Here is an 18,667-nt window from a genome sequence, read left to right on the forward strand (position 1 = left end):
GCCTTCGTTACTGGCAATGACCACGCCCGCACGAATGTCGAAATCATCCGGCAGGACATTTTCCGGAGCCTGCCTGGCTGATTTGCTATCGGCGGCCGGGAGCATCCGGCGGACGCTGTTCTCGAGGTCACCGGCCACGCGGTGGATGACGGTCTCGGCGATGATTGAGCGGGCGACAGCGTGCAGAAAGAACAACAGCACCAGAATGCAGACGAACGCCAGCGCCATACCAAGAGTGACTGAGATATGGGGCACTGCCGCCGAGGGCATGTCCTTCTCGATCGTGCGCAGGACCAGCAGGCAGTACACGATGGTCATGACGAAGGTGCCGAGCGCCGCCTGCGTGCGAGGGTCGGCCATGTAGGTGCGCACTAGGCGAGAGCCGTACTGGTTCGCGGCCAGCGACAGGACCACCATCGTGATCGAGAACATCACGCTCGCCATCGTGATCAGAGCGGCCACGAGTGTTGAGAGCAGGTTCCGGGCGTCGTCGCCACTTCCACTGTGCAACCACCACGTCCGCAGCGCCTCCTCGTCCGAGAAGGCTCCGTCCACCTGATAAGCTGCCCACCTGAGCGCTACGGCGAGAAGGACCATCACCGTTGGAACCAGCCAGAGACTGGTATGGACCTTGTCCCAGATGTTGAATAGCCTCTCGTACATTCCTGGTCCTTCTGTGGCGGAGCGACTGCGTCGCCTAGGGAACAGGCTTATGAGGGTGATGGCCCTCTGGATTCCTATTCGCCGACCCCGGTCCAACCATAGAGTGACCATGACCGGAATAACGCATGAGGCTGTCAAAATTCTGAAGTAGGAATCGCACTCACGTGATCCCGCTGGCCGCGGTTAAATTTGCCTCCTGCATCTAGAAGTAGGTTCATGCGTTGCCCCTGCCTTGATCGCTGCCGGCGTTGATGCCCGCCATCTGTTCGAGGACAAGGCATCGGGCGTGCGCGACGACCGTCCCGGCCTCAAGAGCTGCCTCGACTTCCTGAAGCCCGGCGACACGCTCGTCGTGTGGAAACTCGACCGTCTCGGCCGCTCGTTGCCCCACCTGCTTGACATCGTGACCAGCTTGCGCGACGGCGGCGTCGCGTTCCGGTCGGTGACGGAAGGCATGGACACGAACACACCGCATGGAGAGCTTCTGTTCCATATCTTCGGGGCACTTGCCCAGTACGAGCGTGCCTTGACCCGAGAACGAGTGCAAGCGGGACTTGCAGCGGCTCGGCGGCGAGGCCGGCATGGTGGACGGCCTCTTGCCATCGAGCCTGAAAAACTAGACGCGGTCGTTGCCGCCCTTGACGATGGCACCAGCAAGGCGGCGGTCTGTCGCACCTTCGGCATCCCTCGCAGCACGCTCATTGACGCGCTGGTCCGCGTCGGTTGGACCGGCCCCGGCTCAACTCGGTGATCCTGGAATGCCGGTCAGCTTTCTGACGAACGAGCAGGAGCGCCGGTACGGACGCTTCGACGACGTTCCCACCAGGGAACAGCTCGATCGCCATTTCCATCTCGATGACGCCGATCTTGCGATGATCGGGCGCCGACGGTGGGATCACATGCGCCTTGGTTTCGCCGTGCAACTCGGCACGGTGCGGTTCCTCGGCACCTTTCTCGCCGATCCGACCGAGGTGCCGACGGAGGTTGTCGCCACCCTGGCGCGACAGATCGGCGTCGCCGATTCAGCGTGCCTTGGCCGCTATCGCGAAGGAAAGGCACGCTGGAGCCACGCAGCGGAAATTCGGCACGTCTATGGCTATCGCGAGTTCGCCGAGCCTGCCGCGCAATGGCGGCTCCTGCGCTGGCTCTATGCGCTGTGCTGGACGGGAACGGACCGGCCGACCGCTCTGTTCGACCGGGCAACGGCTTGGCTGGTGGCGCACAAGGTGCTGCTGCCGGGAGCAAGCGTGCTCGAACGGACCATCGCACGGGTGCGGTCCCGCACCAGCAGCCGCCTGTGGCGCCTGCTGGCAACCCGGATCATGCCCGAGCAGAAGGCGCGGCTCGACGCCCTGCTGGTGGTACCGGAAGGCGGACGACAGAGCCCGATGGACCGGCTTCGATCGGGGCCGACTGTGCAAAGCATCAATGAACTGGTGCGCGCGATCGAGCGCCTTGACGAGGTGCGGCAGTGCGCGGCCGGTCTGCCGCCTACCGACCGACTGCCGAAGATCCGTGTCCTGGCGCTGGCGCGGTTCGCCGGTGCCGCCAGGGCCCAAGCGGTCGCCCGGCTGCCGGATGAGCGTCGCGCCGCCACCCTACTGGCGTTCATCCGTGCGCTGGAGGCGAGCGCGCAGGACGATGTGCTCGATCTGTTCGACCTGCTCGTCACCCGGATGTTCGTCGATGCGGTCCGCAAGGGCCGAGAGGCGCGATTGCGCGGTCTGCGCGATCTCGACGCCGCCGCGCTCACCCTGAGCAAGGTCTGCGGCCTGGTGCTCGATGGCGCCGTCACCGACGCCGATCTCCGGGTGGCGGTGTTCGCGACCGTGCCCCAGGCCGCCCTGGAAACGGCCATGGCCCAAGTGGACAGCCTCACCCGCCCGCCGGACGATCCCTACTTCGACGAGTTGCTGGCGCAACACCGCCGCATCCGACGTTTCCTGCCGGACTTCGTGCGCGTGGTCGGTCTGGGTGCGATGCCGGCTGGCCAACCGGTGCTGAAGGCGCTGCGTCACCTTCGCAAGGTCGAGGACGGCGACGCACGAAGCGTACAATGGCCCACCGACTTCGTACCGAAATCCTGGGGGCTCTTTCTGGGTTTCGGGGTGGTAGCGGTTTGATCATGCGACCAGGGCGGCAACGAGGGCACCGAGCAGGGCTTTGCCGCGCTGGCGGGTATTGTGGACGAATTAAAAGAAGCCCAGGTAGACGGGCAGCTTCTCTTGGGAAATGCCGCGGTGCGGGCGCAGCCAGGAGCGTAGCAACGACCAGAACCCTTCGAGGGTATTGACGTGAACTTCACAGAAGCCGTCGCCATCCTCGTCGCGGGCGTATTCGCCGCGCCCATGGCACACCGTTCTGTGCTCGTAGCCCCAGGCCGTCAGGCGGGCATAGGTCGAATATTCGTCCGTGTGGATGCATGAACCCGGGGCGACCACACCTTCGATGATTGGGCGGATAGTTGTCTGCTGAACGTTGGCCAGCATGTGAAGGACCACCTCACCGCCGCGCTGGATCAGGCCGAGGATCGGTGGCTTCTCCTTCTCCAGCGTGCCCCGACCGGGCGCGCCTTTCAGGCGACGGCGCCGTCCAGACCGATTTTTTTCGCGACGGCGGCCGGATTGCCCTTGTGCCCGGCGACGACATAAACCTCATCAGCCTCGACCGTGCCCTCCAGCCTCACGGTCGGCATCTTGGCGACGAGGCCAGAGCGCAACTGTTCGGTCATGGCCTGGACATCGTCCTCGTTCAGATCCAGTTCGTGGGCGATCTGCCGGTTCGACAGGTTGAGCCCCAGGAAGTAAAGGCACAGCAGCCAGAACCGAAGCGGTTGGTGACGTCCGGCCAAGACAGTGCCAGTCAGATCATCGAAGCGGCTCTGGCACTGCCTGCACCGATAGCGCTGCCGATGCCGCTGCGTGTCGTCATGCCCGTGGCGTGCCACCGAGGCGCTGTCACAGTGCGGGCAGCGGACGCCCTCGGGCCAGCGATGCTGGCGCACCACCTCGTAGCATTTCGCGTCGTCGATCAGCAACGAGAGGTTCACCAGGGATGACAAGGACATGAGAAGCACCGGGATCGATGGAAAGGTCTCCCCTCAACCAATCTCCGCGCACCTCATCACGCCCAAACCTCCACCACCCCGAAACTCAGGAAGAGCCAAAACCAAATACACCTGATACGTAAGATGTTTTGTCTTCAATGAATTAATAACTCTTTACTTGGAATGACAGCTAGAAAATAGATATATGTTTTCAGAAACCCTGGGAGAGGATTTCGCGGCATCTTCCAGCCGTAGGGCCGATCAAAGAGATGGTTGAAAACACCATCAAAATCAATATCTTAGCTTGTAGAGCTAAAATTTTCCTTTAAGGAGAGAGCGTTCCTAGCTTCGTCGCGCGTTCACCTGAAAGTCATACAGTAACCATCGGGTTTTTCTTTGCGCTAAGTTGATGAGTGGCAGTGTCAGGAAGTATTCCTCCTGACACTGCGGGGGGATTTTAGTCTTAGACCGCATATGGCTTATCGAGCTACGGGTCCCTCGTTTCGCCGGGGAAGATCGAACTCGTTTTTCATCTGGTCAACTGTCGATTCACGAAAGACCTCATCCCGGCTTCGATCCCGCCGTTGCGAGGCGGCCGGTCTGCAAACGGTTTCTGAAACGATCACTCGATCCTGGCTCCGGACTCGTTCACGACCTTCGCCCACTTGGTAACCTCATTCCGGACATAGCTTGCGAACTCGCCGGGCGTGGTCGGCCGCGCCGTAGCCCCCATGCTGGCGAACTGTTCCTTCACCTTGTCCGATTGGATCGCTTTGACGGTTTCGGCATTGAGTTGATCGATGATGGCGCGCGGCGTGCCGACGGGGGCGAACAGGCCGTTCCAGGCTATCGCCTCGTAGCCGAGCAGGGCAGCTTCGGCGATGGTCGGAACGTCCGGGACGACCGGAGCGCGCTTGGCGCTGGTGACGGCGAGCGCGCGCAGCTTGCCCGCCTGGACATGGGGCAATGCCGACATGACGGTGTCGAACATCAGCTGCACATGACCGGCCACGACATCGGTGATGGCGGGAGCGCTTCCCTTGTAGGGGATGTGGGTCATCTTGACGCCGGCCATGGCGTTGAACAGTTCGGCGGCAAGATGGGTCGACTGGCCGTTGCCGGAGCTTGCGACGTCCAGGCTGCCCGGCTCCTGCTTGGCCAGCGCTATCAGGTCGGCGACCGTCTGCGCCTTGACGGACGGGTTTACGACCAGCATCAGGGGAACTTCGGTCAGCAAGGCGATCGGCTCGAAGTCCTTTACCGTGTCGTAGGACAGGTCCTTGAACAGCGTCATGTTGATCGCGTGGGCGGTGGTACCGACGACGAGGGTGTAGCCGTCCGGGTCGGAGGTGGCGGCAAGCTGCATGCCGATGTTCCCGCCGGCGCCCGGCCGGTTATCGACGACGAACCGCTGGCCGAGCGACTGGGCAATCTGCTCTCCGACGACCCTGGCGGCGATATCGGTCGAACCGCCCGGCGGATAGGGCACGATAAGGCGGATCGGCTTGGTCGGATACCCGGACTGCGCCGACGCTGCGCCGCCTGTACCGGCAACGACCAGTCCGGCGGCGGTGGCGCCCAGAAAATCCCTACGTGTCAGCATGTCACTTTTCTCCCTTAACATCGTTGGCGCTTTCGCGGAAAATCACGGCGTCCACGATGGCGCACCCTTCGCCGGCGCTCCCGACCAGCACCGGATTGAGGTCGAGGCTGACGATATTGGCGGCGGGGTCCACCATCAGCCGACCGACGGCGGCGACCGCTTCCGACAAGGCCGCGAGGTCCATCGGAGGCTCGCCGCGCACTCCCCCCAGAACCGGGGCTATCCGCAGGCGCGCCAGCGCTTCCGCGACTTCGTCCGCCGAGAAGGGCGGCAGCAGCAACCGAAGGTCGGGCAGCGCCTCGACGTATTTGCCGCCGTCGCCGACCATGACCACCGGGCCGAAGACCGGGTCGCGATGCGCGCCGATGATCATCTCGCGCCGTCCTTTGCGCATTGCGGCGACAATGACGCCGTCGAAACGGTTGCCGCTGTCGCGGATGATCCGCTCCATCTCCTGCCAGGCGTCGGTCACCTCCTCCGCCGTCCCCAGGCCGAGGCGGACAAGGCCTAGCTCCGATTTATGTGCGATGTCGGCCGAGCATCCCTTGACCGCGACGGGGCCGCCGATGGCCTGAAGCGCTTCGACGCATTCCTCGGCAGAACGGCAAAGCCGGTGCGCCACGACGGGAAGCCCGTGCGATTGGGCAAGGGCGAGACTGTCCGCCTCGTTGAGCATGACCGGGCTGGAGGATGAGGCGGCACGATCCCGGGGCTTGGCGACGAAGGGAGCGTTGGCGCGGTGCGTCTTGGCGCGCTCCATCAGTTCAAGGTGCGAAATGTACTGGTTCAGCGCATCGACCGCCTGGGTCTCGGTGGTGAACACCGGCAGCCCCTCTGCCTTGAACCGCGCCATGACATTCGGCTGCGGCGCCGCCACGACCAGCGGCTTGCCAGTGAGGGCCGCGAAGGTCGCGGTATCGCGGGCGAAGGCATCGACATCGTAGCCGACGCCCGCCACCGGCACGCCGATGACGAAGGCATCGGCCGCCGGGTCCTTCGCGATGACCGGCAGGATATCGCCGAACAGGCGGCTGTTGGTCAGCAGTGCCGCCGTAATGTCGACCGGGTTGGTTGTCGTGGCGAAGCTCGGCAGGATGCGCCCAAGTTCGGCCCTGGTTTCGGCGGCAAGCTTTGCCAGGGGCATCCCCGCCATGGAAGCGGCATCCGCCGACATCACGCAGACGGCGCCGGAATTGCTGATGGCGACCAGCCGCCGCCCCTTGGGCCGCCAGCCCTTCAGGTAAAGCTCGGCGGCATCGACCAGCCCGGCGGTGTCGCGGACCCGCCAGATGCCATGGTGCTCCAGGAAGGCGTCGACGACGCGGTCCTCGTTGGCGAGTGCTCCGGTGTGCGAACTGGCCGCCGCCTGACCGGCGGCGGTGCGTCCCGACTTCAGCGCTATCACCGGCAGGTCGCGCTCGCGGGCGATCCGCGCCACCTCCGCCAGGTTTTCGGGATCGGGGATGCTCTCCAGGTAGAGCAGCAGCAGCTTGACCTCGGGGTCCTGGACGACGGCCGCCGCAAGCTCCGACACCGTGACGTCGCAGTCGTTGCCGGTCGCGTGCGAGTGCCGCACGCCGATGCCGCGCTGCCGCAGCAGGCCATAGGGCACGACGGCCATGGCACCGCTCTGGCTCAGCACCGCGATCGGGCCGTCCGCCGGTTCCGCCTCCAGATACATGGTCGAGAAGCTCAGGATCGCGCCGGTGCCGAAATTGGCGAGACCCTGGGAATTCGGGCCGATGATGCGCGTGCCCTTGGCACGCGCCCGCTCGACCATCCGGCGCTCCTTCTCCTTGCCGCCGACGGGATCGCTCTCGCCGAAGCCGGAACTCATCAGCACGACCGCCTTGACGCCGAGGTCGGCGCACTCGTCGACCGCCGCCAGAGCTGCGTCGCCCGGAACGGCGACGATGGCGACCTCGGGAATTTCCGGGAGATCCTTCAGCGCCGGATAGGTCTTGTAACCAAGCGTCTCGGTACGCTTGGGGTTGATCGGATAGACTTTCCCGCGATAGCCGAAGCGGGACAGATAGACGAGCGGACGGCCGCCAATCTTGTTCGGGTTGTCGGACGCTCCGATGATCGCGATCGATTTCGGATCAAGGACGGCCTTGAGACTGCTGTCAGGCATGACGCCCCTTCAGGTGCTGGGATCGAAATAGGGGAGAAGGCGGTCGGCGAAGCGGACGAAACGGACCGTCACCGGATCGCCGATCTTCAGGCTCTTGTCGCCATGCGCCATCATGCGAAAGCCTTCCTCGGCATCGACCAGGACGATCAGGTACGGAGCCAGCGCACGCAGGTCTTCCGACGGCGCCCGCGTCACGAGGCTGGCGGCATGGACGGTCCCCCGGCCGGAGGCTTGCCGGTCGGCGACATGGGCGCCGCCGCAGGTCGGGCAGAATTCGCGGCGGAAATACCAGGCCGTGCCGCAATCGGCGCAGGTCTGGTAGACGACGGCCTCGCCGCCGCGCGTCCAGTCCGCCGTTTCGTTCCTGGTTTCAGGGTTCATCGGACACGCTCCAGAAACAGGCTGGCATGGGAGGAAAGGACACCGCCGTCGCCGTGCAGCAGGGTCAGCGAAGCATCCTTCGCCTGCCGGGACCCCGCGCGGCCGGTCATCTGACGATGCGCCTCGACAAGGTGGGCCATGGCGCCCGCGACGCCGCAATGGCCGTAGGAGAGCAGACCGCCATGGGTGTTGAGCGGCAATTCGCCATCATGATCGAAGTAGCCGTCCCTGGCGCGGGACCCCGCCTCGCCGCGGCCGCACAGGCCGATCTCTTCCAAAAGGATCGTCAGCGTGATGGTGAAGCTGTCGTAGATCGCGGCGTAGCGGACATCGCGAAGTTCGACCCCGGCTGCCGTCCGGGCGCGCTCGACCGATTCTGCGGCGCCGAACCGCGTCAGGCTGGGTGCGGCGCTGATGTGCTGATGGGTGTGCGCCTGACCGGCGCCGATGATCCGGACGCCGGCGTCGCCGGTCCGCTCCCGGCTGACGACGAACGCCGCGCCGCCGTCCGAGACCGGGCAGCAGTCCAGGATCTTCAGCGGCGCCGCGATGGGCTTGGAAGCCATGACGTCGGCGACGGTGATCGCCTGCTTGAACTGCGCGCCGGGATGCATCAGCGCATGGCGGCGCATCAGCACCGCAAGCTCTGCCAGATCCTCCTCGGTTACGCCGTGCTCGTGCATGTAGCGCGACGCGACGAGGCCGTAATAGGCCGGGATCGTCGGTCCCAGCGGGACCTCGTAGACAGGATGCCCGACCTGGGCCAGGGTCTGGATCGCCGCGTCGCGGGTCTGCCCCGTCAGCCGGTTCTCTCCCGCGACGACCAGGATGTTCTTCGCGACACCGCTCTCGACGAGAAGATGCGCCAGCATCCCCATGGCGCAGCCGGTGGCTCCGCCGAGTTGTATCGCGTGGGCGTAGTGGGGGTGAAGGCCGAAATGCTCGGCGAACACCGTCGAGAGCATCAGGTGGGGCAGGGTGGTCGAGTAGCCGCAGATCAGGCCGTCGATGTCGCGTCGCTCCAGCCCCGCGTCGGCGAGCGCCGCAGTCGCGGCCTCGCTCATCAGGTCGACGGTGGAGCGTCCTTCGAGCCGGCCATAGGGTGTCAGGCCGACGCCGGTTATCCAGCTCACTTGGCTTTCCTCCGCTGGGATGGTCTAGATGGTGCGCGGGTTGCGGGCAGGTCGAACGCGCGGGCGATGAATTCGGCTTCACGCCGCAGTCCGTCGAGCAGTTCCGGGACCCGTGTCCTGATGCGGTCGCTGAGCGCCGCGATGCTGATGGCTGCCATCGGGACACGGTTGGAACCCTGGAAGACTGGAATTCCGATCGCGGCCATTCCGTCCACGACCTTGTCGCAGAGCAGCGTGTAGCCCTGTTCGCGCGCCGTCGCGACCTCGGCCTTGATGATTTCCGGCGTCAGTCTCGGATAGGACTTCAACTGGGGCGCAAGGGCCTCCAGGATCGCGTCAATTTCCCGGTCCTGGGCCCAAGCGAGCAGCGCCAGCGAGCCGGCGCCGACGCCCAGCGGACGCCGGCTTCCGAAATCCAGGTAGTTCGCCCGGATCGGAAAGCTGCCGACCTCGCGGTCTATACAGACCGCTTCATTGCCGCTGCGGACCGACAGCAGGACCGTGTCTTCCGACAGGGTGGCGAGCCGCACCAGACTGGGCCGCGCCATCTCCCGGATATCCGAGGGTTGCTGGAGTGGTGCAATCATCGCCTGGATTTCCGGCCCGAGCACATAGGAGGCTTCGTCGTCGAGACGGCGGACGAAGCCTTCCTGGACCAGCGTGTCGAGAATGCGGAGCGTCGTCACCTTGTTCAGCCCCGCCGCAGCGGTGATCTCGCTGAGGCGCAAGGGGGCCTTGGCCGACAGCGCGCGAAGGATGCCGCACGCTTTCTGGATGGCATTGAGCGGCGACGATGTAATCGGCATGATCTTCCCATCAGACTGTCGCCACCGGTGTCGCGGGCGATCCGACGGCACCCGGCAGCCGCAGAGGCGGCGCCGTTAGAAGGAAACGATGGCGTTTCCGCGACCGTAGCCAGTCCGCCAGGGGCGTCAACAGCCACAACTCGCCCAGATGGATGCCCAGCTTGAACAGGCAGTGCTCGTGCAGCGGCAGCGACGCGCAGCAGCCGGAATGGTTCACCGCCGGATGCCCTTCGACGGCGTAGTTGTCGGCGATCAGCGCCGCCAGTCCGCTGTCGGTGATCCAGTTCAGCAGGCGGCCGTCCCGGCCGTTCAGCACCGCACAGGCGTTGGTCATGCTCGCTGGGTCCGGTTTCCTGCCCATTTCCAGCAGAAGCTTCCCGAAGCCGGTGTGCAGGCAGACCATGTCGCCGCTTTCGACTTCGACGCCGTCGGCTTCCATGATGGACATCAGCAGATCGTAGCCGACCGCTACCCGCTCGCGGCCGACGCGCGCATGCAGGTCGATCAGGACGCCGCGCCCCTGGACGCAGGTTTCCGCCATCTTCTCGATCCCGAGCGCCTGCGCCTCCGACGTGCTGCGCGCCTCCGCGATGCCGGTGCCGCCGGCATCCTTCGGATCGCTCGGCCCCCTGACATGCTCGTCCGGGCGGAAGCCGTTGTAGTAGAGTGCTTCCGCTTTGCCGTCGCCGTCGGCGTCGAAAAGCTGGCCGACATGGGCCAGACTGTCCCACTGGGTCGAATACTGGGTGTGCAGGATGACGAGATCGTCGCAGATCACGTCGGTCACATCGGGATCGTCGTCGCCGAGCCGGTAGTTCATGTTCGGCCGGCCGTTGCGCACCGTCGGCCGCAGCGCCGGCGGATGGCGGCGCGGGTTGAGGATGTTGCCGCCGGGATAGTCGAGCGGCAGGCTCAGGCAGAAGGCCAGCCCCTCGCGGACCTCCGCGACGCCCTGCCGGACCTTCTCGGGCGTCAGGAGATTGAGGCGGCCGATTTGATCGTCGGGACCGAAATCGCCCCAGTTGGAACCCTCGGGCCGGTTCTTCCAGCGTTGTGATGTCGTCATTTCGTTATTCCTCCCGTGAATTCTTCGGCTTCAGCCGCCGCCCAGATAGACGCGGTGCAGCATGTCGCCGCCGCGCAGTTCTTCCGGCGTGCCGTCCCAGGCGATACGGCCGGTCTCTACCAGGTAGCAGTGATGGGCGTGCTGAAGGGCCTTCTCGACCAGTTGCTCGACCAGCAGGACCGCCATGCCCTCGCGGCAGAGTTCCGTAGCGACATCCAGGATGCGGTTGATGATGATCGGGGCCAGCCCGAGCGAGGGTTCGTCCAGGATGAGCAGCCGGGGATCTCCGACGATGCCCTGGCCGACCGCAAGGATCTGCTGCTGCCCGCCGCTCAGCCGGCTTGCCGCCTGATGGCGCTTTTCCTTCAGCTCCGGAAACAGGGCGTAGACCCGCTCCAGCTTCGATCGGTCTCCGCGCGGGTTCCGGGCGAAGGTACCGATCAGCAGGTTGTCTTCCACGGTGAGGCTGTGGAAGACCCGGTGGCCCTGGAGAACCTGGACGACCCCGGCGCGGACGATCTCGATCGGGCCGCTCGCCGTGATGTCCTGGCCGTCGAACTCGATCTTGCCGCCCTTCTTCGATATCAGGCTGGAGATGGCGTGGAGCATGGTGCTTTTGCCGGCGCCGTTGCGGCCGAGCAGCACGACCAGCCTGCCGGCCGGGACGACGAACGAAGCGCCATGCACGACTTCCGCCTTGCCGTAGGCGACATGAAGGTCGGTGACCTTCAGCAGGGTTTGGGCCGGTCGGGTCGGGATCATGTCATGCATGGCGTCAGGCTCCGAGATACACGCGGATGACCTCGGGGTCCTTTCGGACCTCGTCGGGCGTTCCCCGCTTGATGACCTTGCCGAGGTCCAGCGTGGTGACCCGGTCACAGATGCGGAAGACGAAATCCGTGTGGTGCTCGACCAGCAGGACGCCCAGCCCGGCATCCCGCATGACCTGGATGATCTTGCCGAGATGCTCGGTCTCCAGCGCGGTCAGGCCCCCCGCCGGTTCGTCGAGCATGATGAACTTCGGTCGCATCGCAAGCGCGCGGGCGATCTCCAGGAAACGCTGTTCCGCGTGTTCGAGCAGATCGGCGCGGCGGTGGACGGCATGGCCGAGCCCGACGCCCATCAGCAACTCGCCGGCGCGCCGGGCGAACTCCCGCTCCTCCCGTCTGGTGCGCCCGAGCGACAGGGCGGTGCCGAGGAAGTTCGATCCGACATCGCGCCAGGCGCCCAGCATCGCGTTGTCGAGCACGGTCATCGTCCCGAGCAGCCGGGGCTTCTGGAACGTGCGCGCGATGCCGAGCCGTGCCCTGTGCTGCACGCGCGTCCGGGACAGGTCCTCGCCGTCCAGTCGGATCTCGCCCCTGGTCGGATCGTAGTAGCCGGAAAGAAGGTTGAGCAGCGTCGTCTTGCCGCTGCCGTTGGGACCGATCAGGCCGTGGACCTCGCCGGGGAGCAATTCCAGCGAGACCTGATCCAGGGCGGTCAGGCCGCCGAACGATTTGGTGACGTCGGTCACGTGCAAGGCTGTCACGAGCTTTGCCCCTCCCGGATTGCAGCGGCCAGCCGCGTCAGGTCGGGCGTTACGACGTGGCTCTCGATCCGCCGGGGCCGCAGCTTCTCGGCCAGGACCTCGAACAGCCGTTGCAGCCCTTCGGGGATCAGCAGCACGACGGCCAGCAGCGTCAGCCCGTAGAAGAAGTTGCCCAGCTTCGCCAGCGGCGCCACCAGTTCCGGCAGCGCCGTCAGGATGATGGTCCCGATGAACGGCCCCAGGATGCTGCCGCGCCCGCCGATGATGATGCAGACGAAGAAGAACAGCCCCAGCTCGAACACGAAGGTATCGGGCGTGATGTAGCTTTGCAGGGAGGCGAACAGCGCGCCGGCGACGCCGGCGGTAACGCCGCTGAAGACGAAGACGATCAGCTTGGCGCGGAACAGCGAGATGCCGACCGCCATGGCGGTGATCTCGCTGTCGCGGATCGCGATCAGCGACCGCCCCCACATGCAGCGCGACACGTTCCAGGTCAGCCACGTGATAAGCCCGCCGACGATCAGGATCAGCCAGTACAGGCCGTCCGGGGTGTCGAACGGCGCGCTCACTCCCGGTACGGCAAGACCGATGCCGCCACCAGTGATCTCGTCCTGCGCCAGCGTCAGTTCGGTCACGATCAGCGAAAAGGCCATGGTCGTCATGGCGAAGTAGAATCCGGGAAGCCGGAGCGAGGGCAGGCCGAGCAGCAGGCCGCACAACCCGCCGATGACTCCCGCTACCGCGATGGCGAACAAGGGGTTCAGTTCATGCGTTCCGGCCAGGAAAGCGAAGGTATAGGCGCCGATGGCGAGCAGCCCGACATGGCCGATCGAAAGCTGCCCGGTGAAGCCGACCACCAGGTTGAGGCCGACGATCAGTATCCAGTAGACCCCGATGAGCTGCGCCAGATGCAGCTGATAGAAGTCGCCGACCCAGAAGGGCAGGGTGGCGAGCGCCACGCCGCCGGCGAGAAGGCCGGCGGAGCCGGCCGAAGAGCGGGTGTTCGTCATACCGCGCGCACCTGTCGCTGGCCGAAGATGCCTTCGGGCTTGAGCAGCAGGACGACGATCAGCAGGCCGACCGCGATGGTCTGCTGATATTCGCCGCCGAAGAAATACGTGGCGAAGGTGCTGAACAGGCCGAGCGCCAGGCCGCCGACCAGCGCACCGACATTGCTGCCCAGCCCACCGGCGGCGAGCGCTATGAAGCCGTACAGGGTCAGGCCGTGGCCGACCGCGAAGAAGGCGAAGGTCAGCTGTCCGGCGGCGAAGCCCGCCACCGCCCCGAGCGCTCCGGCGATGACATAGGAAAGGCTCCTGACGCGGCTGGTGGCGATGCCCCGCGCCTGCGCCGCGAAGACGTCTTCCGACATGGCGACGAAGACCTTGCCGTACATCGTGCGTCGATAGAAGAACTCCAACCCGACCACCATGACGATGACGGTGACGATCGGCAGCCAGTACTTCTGGTCCATCACTCCGGCCGAGAAATCCTGCGGTATCAGACGCGGGAAGGGGCGGGGCTCGGTGCCCCACCACAGTCCGACCGCCTGCTGGACCATCGTCGCCATGGCGAGCGTGGTCAGCAGCCACAGATGCTCGACCGGGCGGGAAAGGACGCGCCGGATCGCCACGATTTCCGTCAGGAAGCCGAAGGCGCCGCCGACCAGCGCCGCACCCGCCAGGCCAAGCACCGAAGGGACGCCGAGGTCCGACACCAGCCACGCTCCGAACACCCCGCCCAGCATGCAGAGATGGCCGGTCGTGACACTCAGCACCTTCGACGTGGAGAACATGACGTTGTAGACGAGGGCGGTGGCGGCATAGAGCGCGCCGACCGCAAGGCCGGAAACGATGACAAGAAGCATGATATCTTCCCGGACGGGAGTTTCAAAGAGTGCGATTACTGCGGAGCCAGCTCGAAACTGCCATCTTTGAAAGTATTGGCACGGTTCACGACCATGCCTGAATCCGGGAAGCCGTTGCGCTGGTCGGGACCCCAACTATAGGTCGCATAGACGCCGTCCAGTCCAGTCGTGCTCTCCATCGCCGCCTGGAAGGCCTTCGGATCGGTCGACCCCGCCTTCTTCACTGCATGCTCGATCACCTTGACCGTGTCGTAGCCGAGCGCCACCCACCAGAAGGTGAAGTTGATTTCACCGCCCAGCTTGGATCGCATCGCCTCCATCAGCGCCTGCGTCCGCTCCGGCAGCTTGCCGTCCGTGCCGTAGGTCGTGCTGACATAGCCGGCCGCATAAACGCCGTCCCAATATTCCGGCTTGTTTAGCAGTTCCTTGATCGGCAGCGCCATCAGGGCGGGGTGGCCGACGACCGGCACGTCCCACTGCATGTCGCCGCGCGTGTTGAGCAGTCGCCCCAGCAACCCGGTGGCGGCCGACCACGGCATCAGCACATCGGCACCCGCCGCACGCGCCTTGTTGATCTCGTCGCTCAGATCGGTCTTGTTGGGGTCGACCAGTGCCGAGTAGACCGGTTCCACCCCGGCTTTCTTCAGCAGTTCGGCGGCGGTCTTGGCGCTGGAGGTGCCGTAGCCGCTGGTGTCGCCGATCACCGCCACCTTCTTGCGCTTGAGGACGTCGAGCGCGTAGTCGTTGGCCGACTTGATCCACTGGGTATTCGTGTTGATCGCACGGAATGCCAGCGGGAACTTCTTCGAATCGGTAAGTTCATCAATGCTGCCGATGACGATGTTCGGGACGCCGGCCTTCGCGGCGATTGGTCCGGTCGCCAGGGACTCGCCCGAATTGACCGGACCGATGATGAAGTTGACCTTGTCGCGGAACAGCAGCTGCTGGGCGAAGTTGACGGCTTTGGTAGGATCGCCGGCGGTGTCGCGCGTCAGAAGCTCGATCTGCCGGCCGTTGATGCCGCCTGCCTTGTTGATCTCCTCGACCGCGTACTGCACGCCCTGGTTTTCGGCCACCGCCGCGGATGAGAGCGGGCCGGTGAGCGACGACAGCCAGCCGATCTTGATCGGCTCTTCCGCCAGTGCCGTCTGCGAGATGAGGCCCGATGCGGCGAGTGCGCCAGCCGCTACTAGAGCACGCAGGACTCCCACGCGAAGCATTCGCTCTTTCATGTTTCCTCCCGGATGCTTTTTTTATCTTCTCTGGCCGTAACTCTCACCCCCACTCGCCCTTACTGTCAAGTTACGATTCCGATGAATGGAACAATTGTCTGGCGTGAAAGAACCTTGATTTTAAAATTTTCCGTGTACAACATTGGCTTCCCGTGCCTGTACAGCTTAGTCACCCGGTTTTCTGAGAAGGCATATGTTCCATCTTATGGAACTACTGGGTTCGGATGACGCGGTAGCTTGGCGGTGGCGGGCAACGACAGCCCAGAAGAGGCGGACAACATGGGAGACATGCCATGAAGAGGCTCCGGATCGGTTCCGGCTCGGCCTGGTGGGGCGACAGGGTCGAACCCGCAAGGCTTAACGCCGAGCACGGCGACCTGGATTATCTCTGCTTCGAGACGATGGCGGAGGCGACCGTTTCGGCAGCCCAGGTCCGGGCGCGGCGCGATCCAGATTTTCCCGGCTACGACACCTATCTGGACGACCGCATGCAGGCGGTCCTTCCCGGATGCATCAAGCGCGGCACCAAGATCATCAGCAACCAGGGCTGGATCAATCCGGATGGGGCGGCACAGCGTGTCACCCATTGGCTCCGTGAACTGGGTTCCCATGGCGTCAAGGTCGCCGCCGTTTCCGGCAGCGTCATCACCGACCGCGTGCTCGACCTGACGGACACGATCCTGGAGAACGGCAAGCCGACCTCGACGCTTAAGGACAGCCTCGTCTCGGCCGAAGCCTATCTCGGAGCCGAACCGATCGTCGAGGCCCTGCGCCAGGGCGCCCAGATCGTCATCACCGGCCGCGTCGCCGACCCGTCGCTGTTCATGGCGCCGATGATGCATGAGTTCGGCTGGGACCCGCACGACCATGTCAGGCTCGGCCGGGGCATCGGCCTGGGCCACCTGATGGAATGCGGGTCGCAGGTGACCGGCGGCTATTTTCCCGATCCGGGCTTCAAGGACATGCCCGAGCCGTGGAACCTGGGCTTCCCGATCATCGAGGTCGAGGAGGACGGCTCCGCCGTCATCACCAAGCTTCCGGGGACCGGCGGCGCCGTCAACCTGATGACCGTCAAGGAGCAGATGTTCTACGAGGTCCACGACCCGGCCAATTACCTGACCCCCGACGTCGTGGTCGATTTCACCACCACCCAACTGGAAGAAATCGGCCCCGACCGGGTCCGAGTGACGGGGATCGGCGGCAAGCCGCGCACACCGACGCTGAAGGTCTCGATCGGCTGCATGGAAGGCTTCATCGGCGAAGACATGTTCTTCTACGCCGGGCCGGGCGCCCTGCGGCGGGCCAAGCTCGCCAAGCAGATCCTGGAGGAGCGCTTCAAGATCGTCGGTCTCAACGCGGAGGAGGTCCGCATCGACTTCCTCGGCCTCAACGCGATCCATGGCGACGCGACGCCGAAGGACCTGCCGGAACCCTACGAGATCGCCGTCCGCGTCGCCGCCCGCACGAAGACCCGTGCGGAAGCGGTCAAGGTCGGACGAGAGGTCGATGGCATGGCCGTTTCCGGCATAGCCATGACCGGCAAGCGCGTGCCTCACCAGGACCGGACCCGCGAGATCATCGGCGTCTGGTCGTCGTTGGTGCCGCGCGAGAAGGTCCAGTCCAGCATAGCCATCTACGAGAGCTGACCGCCATGCGTGTCCAATTGCAGCATGTCGCCCATGTCCGATCAGGAGACAAGGGCAACACCTCCAACATCATGGCCATCGCCTATAGCGAGGACCTTTATCCGCTGCTCAAGGAGCAGCTGACCGCCGAGCGGTTCAAGGCCTATTACGGCGGCGCCATCAAAGGTCCGGTGGACCGCTACGCGGTGGACCACCTGTGGGCGCTCAACTTCGTGGCCCAGGGCGCCTTGGGGGGCGGCGTCTCGCGCAGCCTCTGCCTCGACAACTACGGCAAGGCGCTGTCCGCCGCAATCCTCGGTTTCGAACTCGAAGTCCCGGACCGCCTTGCCAACCAGCTGCGCGGCCTTTGACCGTAGGGTACTCGAACGGAGGGCATCATGACCAACCATGCGCTCGTGGTTGGAGGACTGGGAGTTGCTGGCCGCGGCATCGTCGCGGCCCTTTCCCAATCTCCCGACTGGAAGATAACGACACTTTCGCGTCGCCGACCGGAAGAACCGGGTGCCGCGCACCACATCTCGGTCGATCTGGCGGACAGGACCGATGCGGAAGCCAAGCTGAGCGACCTGACCGGCGTCACGCATATCTTCTTCGCCGCCTATATGGAGCGGCCGAACCCGGCGGAGGAGGTGGCGCCCAACCTCGCGATGCTGCGCAACACCGTCGAGGTCATCGAGCGGGTGGCGCCAGGATTGGAACACGTCAACCTGATGCAGGGCACCAAGGCGTACGGCACCCATCTCGGTCCCTACAAGACGCCGGCGCGGGAAACCGACCCGCGCCACATGCCACCCAACTTCTATTACGACCAGCAGGATTTCCTTGCCGAGCGCAGCAAGGGCAAGTCGTGGAGCTGGTCGGCGCTGCGGCCGCGCACGATCTGCGGCATCGCCGTAAACACGCCGATGAACCTTGTCTCGGCAATCGCGGTCTATGCCACGATTTCCAAGGAACTCGGCTTGCCGCTGCGTTTCCCCGGCAATCCCGGCTGCTTTAGTGCGCTTCAGCAGATGGTCGATGCCGAACTGCTCGGCCGGGCGGCGGTCTGGGCCGCGACCGAGCCGCGCTGCTCGGCGCAAGTCTTCAACGTCACCAATGGTGGCCTCTTCCGCTGGCAGCATATGTGGCGGTACTTCGCCGAATATTTCGGAATGGAGGAGGCGCCGCTCCAGACTTTGCGGCTGGTCGATGCGATGGCGGACAAAGGTCCCGTCTGGGACGAAATCGTGCGGAAGCACGATCTAAAGCCGCACAAGTTCGATGAGATCGTCTCCTGGAAGTTCGGCGACATGCAGTTCCACCAGCACTGGGACAGCATTTCCGAGACGACCAAGATCCGCCGCTTCGGCTTCCACGATGTCGTGGAGGACGAAGAGATGTTCACCCGCCTCTTCGATCGCCTGCGGGAGATGAGGATGATTCCGTAACGCTGGAGTGGGAGACCGGACCATGCCTCCAAAAAAAATCCTGATCGCCGACGCCCTGGGAATCATCGGGCGGGCGATGGTCGAGCAAATGGCGGTCCACGAGCGGGTCTGGGACGGCTTGGTGGCAAGGCA

18 protein-coding genes and 1 pseudogene are annotated in these 18,667 nt (G+C 64.8%); 5 read left to right on the top strand and 14 right to left on the bottom strand.

Annotated features, from left to right (window positions below; genetic code table 11):
- The coding region (locus AC5JJ6_RS14825) for a DUF2254 family protein (RefSeq protein ID WP_496042789.1) at positions 1-663 on the bottom strand (663 nt) is incomplete at its 3' end.
- A gap of 232 nt (positions 664-895) precedes the next feature.
- Here AC5JJ6_RS14825 and AC5JJ6_RS14830 point away from each other — a divergent pair.
- Together AC5JJ6_RS14830 and AC5JJ6_RS14835 are read left to right on the top strand one after the other, a co-directional pair.
- Positions 896-1,414: a recombinase family protein gene (locus tag AC5JJ6_RS14830; protein WP_496042790.1), complete on the top strand. Its 519-nt coding sequence runs from the start codon at positions 896-898 to the stop codon at positions 1,412-1,414.
- 7 nt (positions 1,415-1,421) lie between these two features.
- The gene (locus tag AC5JJ6_RS14835; RefSeq protein WP_496042791.1) at positions 1,422-2,786 is read left to right on the top strand and encodes a DUF4158 domain-containing protein; all 1,365 of its coding nucleotides are present in this window, start codon (positions 1,422-1,424) and stop codon (positions 2,784-2,786) included.
- A 72-nt stretch (positions 2,787-2,858) separates the two neighbouring features.
- Here AC5JJ6_RS14835 and AC5JJ6_RS14840 read toward each other — a convergent pair.
- The 13 genes and pseudogenes from AC5JJ6_RS14840 to AC5JJ6_RS14900 form a co-directional block, all read right to left on the bottom strand.
- Positions 2,859-3,242: pseudogene (locus AC5JJ6_RS14840) on the bottom strand (IS1595 family transposase); the annotation flags it as partial.
- Positions 3,239-3,700, bottom strand: coding sequence for a transposase (locus tag AC5JJ6_RS14845; protein ID WP_496042792.1), 462 nt, complete (start codon positions 3,698-3,700; stop codon positions 3,239-3,241). The gene AC5JJ6_RS14845 and the pseudogene AC5JJ6_RS14840, both read right to left, overlap by 4 nt.
- Before the next feature lie 631 nt (positions 3,701-4,331).
- On the bottom strand, positions 4,332-5,312 hold the full coding sequence (locus tag AC5JJ6_RS14850) for a tripartite tricarboxylate transporter substrate binding protein (protein WP_496042793.1): 981 nt from the start codon (positions 5,310-5,312) through the stop codon (positions 4,332-4,334).
- A gap of 1 nt (position 5,313) precedes the next feature.
- Positions 5,314-7,446 (bottom strand): acetate--CoA ligase family protein, encoded by a 2,133-nt coding sequence (locus AC5JJ6_RS14855; protein ID WP_496042794.1) that lies wholly within the window; start codon positions 7,444-7,446, stop codon positions 5,314-5,316.
- 9 nt (positions 7,447-7,455) lie between these two features.
- The gene (locus AC5JJ6_RS14860) at positions 7,456-7,827 is read right to left on the bottom strand and encodes a Zn-ribbon domain-containing OB-fold protein (protein WP_496042795.1); all 372 of its coding nucleotides are present in this window, start codon (positions 7,825-7,827) and stop codon (positions 7,456-7,458) included.
- Positions 7,824-8,960: a thiolase family protein gene (locus tag AC5JJ6_RS14865; protein WP_496042796.1), complete on the bottom strand. Its 1,137-nt coding sequence runs from the start codon at positions 8,958-8,960 to the stop codon at positions 7,824-7,826. Before AC5JJ6_RS14865 ends, AC5JJ6_RS14860 begins: the two co-directional genes overlap by 4 nt.
- Positions 8,957-9,766, bottom strand: coding sequence for an IclR family transcriptional regulator (locus AC5JJ6_RS14870; protein ID WP_496042797.1), 810 nt, complete (start codon positions 9,764-9,766; stop codon positions 8,957-8,959). Before AC5JJ6_RS14870 ends, AC5JJ6_RS14865 begins: the two co-directional genes overlap by 4 nt.
- A 10-nt stretch (positions 9,767-9,776) precedes the next feature.
- On the bottom strand, positions 9,777-10,832 hold the full coding sequence (locus AC5JJ6_RS14875; RefSeq protein ID WP_496042798.1) for a cyclase family protein: 1,056 nt from the start codon (positions 10,830-10,832) through the stop codon (positions 9,777-9,779).
- 30 nt (positions 10,833-10,862) lie between these two features.
- Positions 10,863-11,603, bottom strand: a complete 741-nt coding sequence (locus AC5JJ6_RS14880) for an ABC transporter ATP-binding protein (protein ID WP_496042799.1) — start codon at positions 11,601-11,603, stop codon at positions 10,863-10,865.
- A 4-nt stretch (positions 11,604-11,607) separates the two neighbouring features.
- Positions 11,608-12,363, bottom strand: coding sequence for an ABC transporter ATP-binding protein (locus tag AC5JJ6_RS14885; RefSeq protein WP_496042800.1), 756 nt, complete (start codon positions 12,361-12,363; stop codon positions 11,608-11,610).
- On the bottom strand, positions 12,360-13,373 hold the full coding sequence (locus AC5JJ6_RS14890) for a branched-chain amino acid ABC transporter permease (protein ID WP_496042801.1): 1,014 nt from the start codon (positions 13,371-13,373) through the stop codon (positions 12,360-12,362). The genes AC5JJ6_RS14885 and AC5JJ6_RS14890 overlap by 4 nt, the downstream gene beginning before the upstream one ends.
- Complete coding sequence (locus AC5JJ6_RS14895) at positions 13,370-14,230, bottom strand: branched-chain amino acid ABC transporter permease (protein WP_496042802.1); 861 nt, start codon at positions 14,228-14,230, stop codon at positions 13,370-13,372. Before AC5JJ6_RS14895 ends, AC5JJ6_RS14890 begins: the two co-directional genes overlap by 4 nt.
- 35 nt (positions 14,231-14,265) lie before the next feature.
- Entirely contained in the window at positions 14,266-15,462 is a 1,197-nt protein-coding gene (locus AC5JJ6_RS14900) for an ABC transporter substrate-binding protein (RefSeq protein WP_496042803.1), read from the bottom strand.
- Between the two features lie 293 nt (positions 15,463-15,755).
- Here AC5JJ6_RS14900 and AC5JJ6_RS14905 point away from each other — a divergent pair, with 293 nt between their 5' ends.
- From AC5JJ6_RS14905 to AC5JJ6_RS14915, 3 genes are read left to right on the top strand one after another with little or no spacing between them, the layout of a single operon-like run.
- Positions 15,756-17,108: an acyclic terpene utilization AtuA family protein gene (locus AC5JJ6_RS14905; protein ID WP_496042804.1), complete on the top strand. Its 1,353-nt coding sequence runs from the start codon at positions 15,756-15,758 to the stop codon at positions 17,106-17,108.
- A gap of 5 nt (positions 17,109-17,113) precedes the next feature.
- Complete coding sequence (locus AC5JJ6_RS14910) at positions 17,114-17,458, top strand: AtuA-related protein (protein ID WP_496042805.1); 345 nt, start codon at positions 17,114-17,116, stop codon at positions 17,456-17,458.
- 27 nt (positions 17,459-17,485) lie between these two features.
- Complete coding sequence (locus AC5JJ6_RS14915; protein WP_496042806.1) at positions 17,486-18,535, top strand: SDR family oxidoreductase; 1,050 nt, start codon at positions 17,486-17,488, stop codon at positions 18,533-18,535.
- Positions 18,536-18,667: the final 132 nt, after the last annotated feature.

The organism is Skermanella sp. (assembly GCF_059503625.1).

Excerpts from the sequence above, each read along its gene's own strand:
- AC5JJ6_RS14835 (WP_496042791.1), top strand. The coding sequence starts at position 1,422 with ATGCCGGTCAGCTTTCTGACGAACGAGCAGGAGCGCCGGTACGGACGC.
- AC5JJ6_RS14850 (WP_496042793.1), bottom strand. The coding sequence starts at position 5,312 with ATGCTGACACGTAGGGATTTTCTGGGCGCCACCGCCGCCGGACTGGTC.
- AC5JJ6_RS14855 (WP_496042794.1), bottom strand. The coding sequence starts at position 7,446 with ATGCCTGACAGCAGTCTCAAGGCCGTCCTTGATCCGAAATCGATCGCG.
- AC5JJ6_RS14860 (WP_496042795.1), bottom strand. The coding sequence starts at position 7,827 with ATGAACCCTGAAACCAGGAACGAAACGGCGGACTGGACGCGCGGCGGC.
- AC5JJ6_RS14870 (WP_496042797.1), bottom strand. The coding sequence starts at position 9,766 with ATGCCGATTACATCGTCGCCGCTCAATGCCATCCAGAAAGCGTGCGGC.
- AC5JJ6_RS14875 (WP_496042798.1), bottom strand. The coding sequence starts at position 10,832 with ATGACGACATCACAACGCTGGAAGAACCGGCCCGAGGGTTCCAACTGG.
- AC5JJ6_RS14880 (WP_496042799.1), bottom strand. The coding sequence starts at position 11,603 with ATGCATGACATGATCCCGACCCGACCGGCCCAAACCCTGCTGAAGGTC.
- AC5JJ6_RS14890 (WP_496042801.1), bottom strand. The coding sequence starts at position 13,373 with ATGACGAACACCCGCTCTTCGGCCGGCTCCGCCGGCCTTCTCGCCGGC.
- AC5JJ6_RS14895 (WP_496042802.1), bottom strand. The coding sequence starts at position 14,230 with ATGCTTCTTGTCATCGTTTCCGGCCTTGCGGTCGGCGCGCTCTATGCC.
- AC5JJ6_RS14900 (WP_496042803.1), bottom strand. The coding sequence starts at position 15,462 with ATGAAAGAGCGAATGCTTCGCGTGGGAGTCCTGCGTGCTCTAGTAGCG.
- AC5JJ6_RS14905 (WP_496042804.1), top strand. The coding sequence starts at position 15,756 with ATGAAGAGGCTCCGGATCGGTTCCGGCTCGGCCTGGTGGGGCGACAGG.
- AC5JJ6_RS14910 (WP_496042805.1), top strand. The coding sequence starts at position 17,114 with ATGCGTGTCCAATTGCAGCATGTCGCCCATGTCCGATCAGGAGACAAG.
- AC5JJ6_RS14915 (WP_496042806.1), top strand. The coding sequence starts at position 17,486 with ATGACCAACCATGCGCTCGTGGTTGGAGGACTGGGAGTTGCTGGCCGC.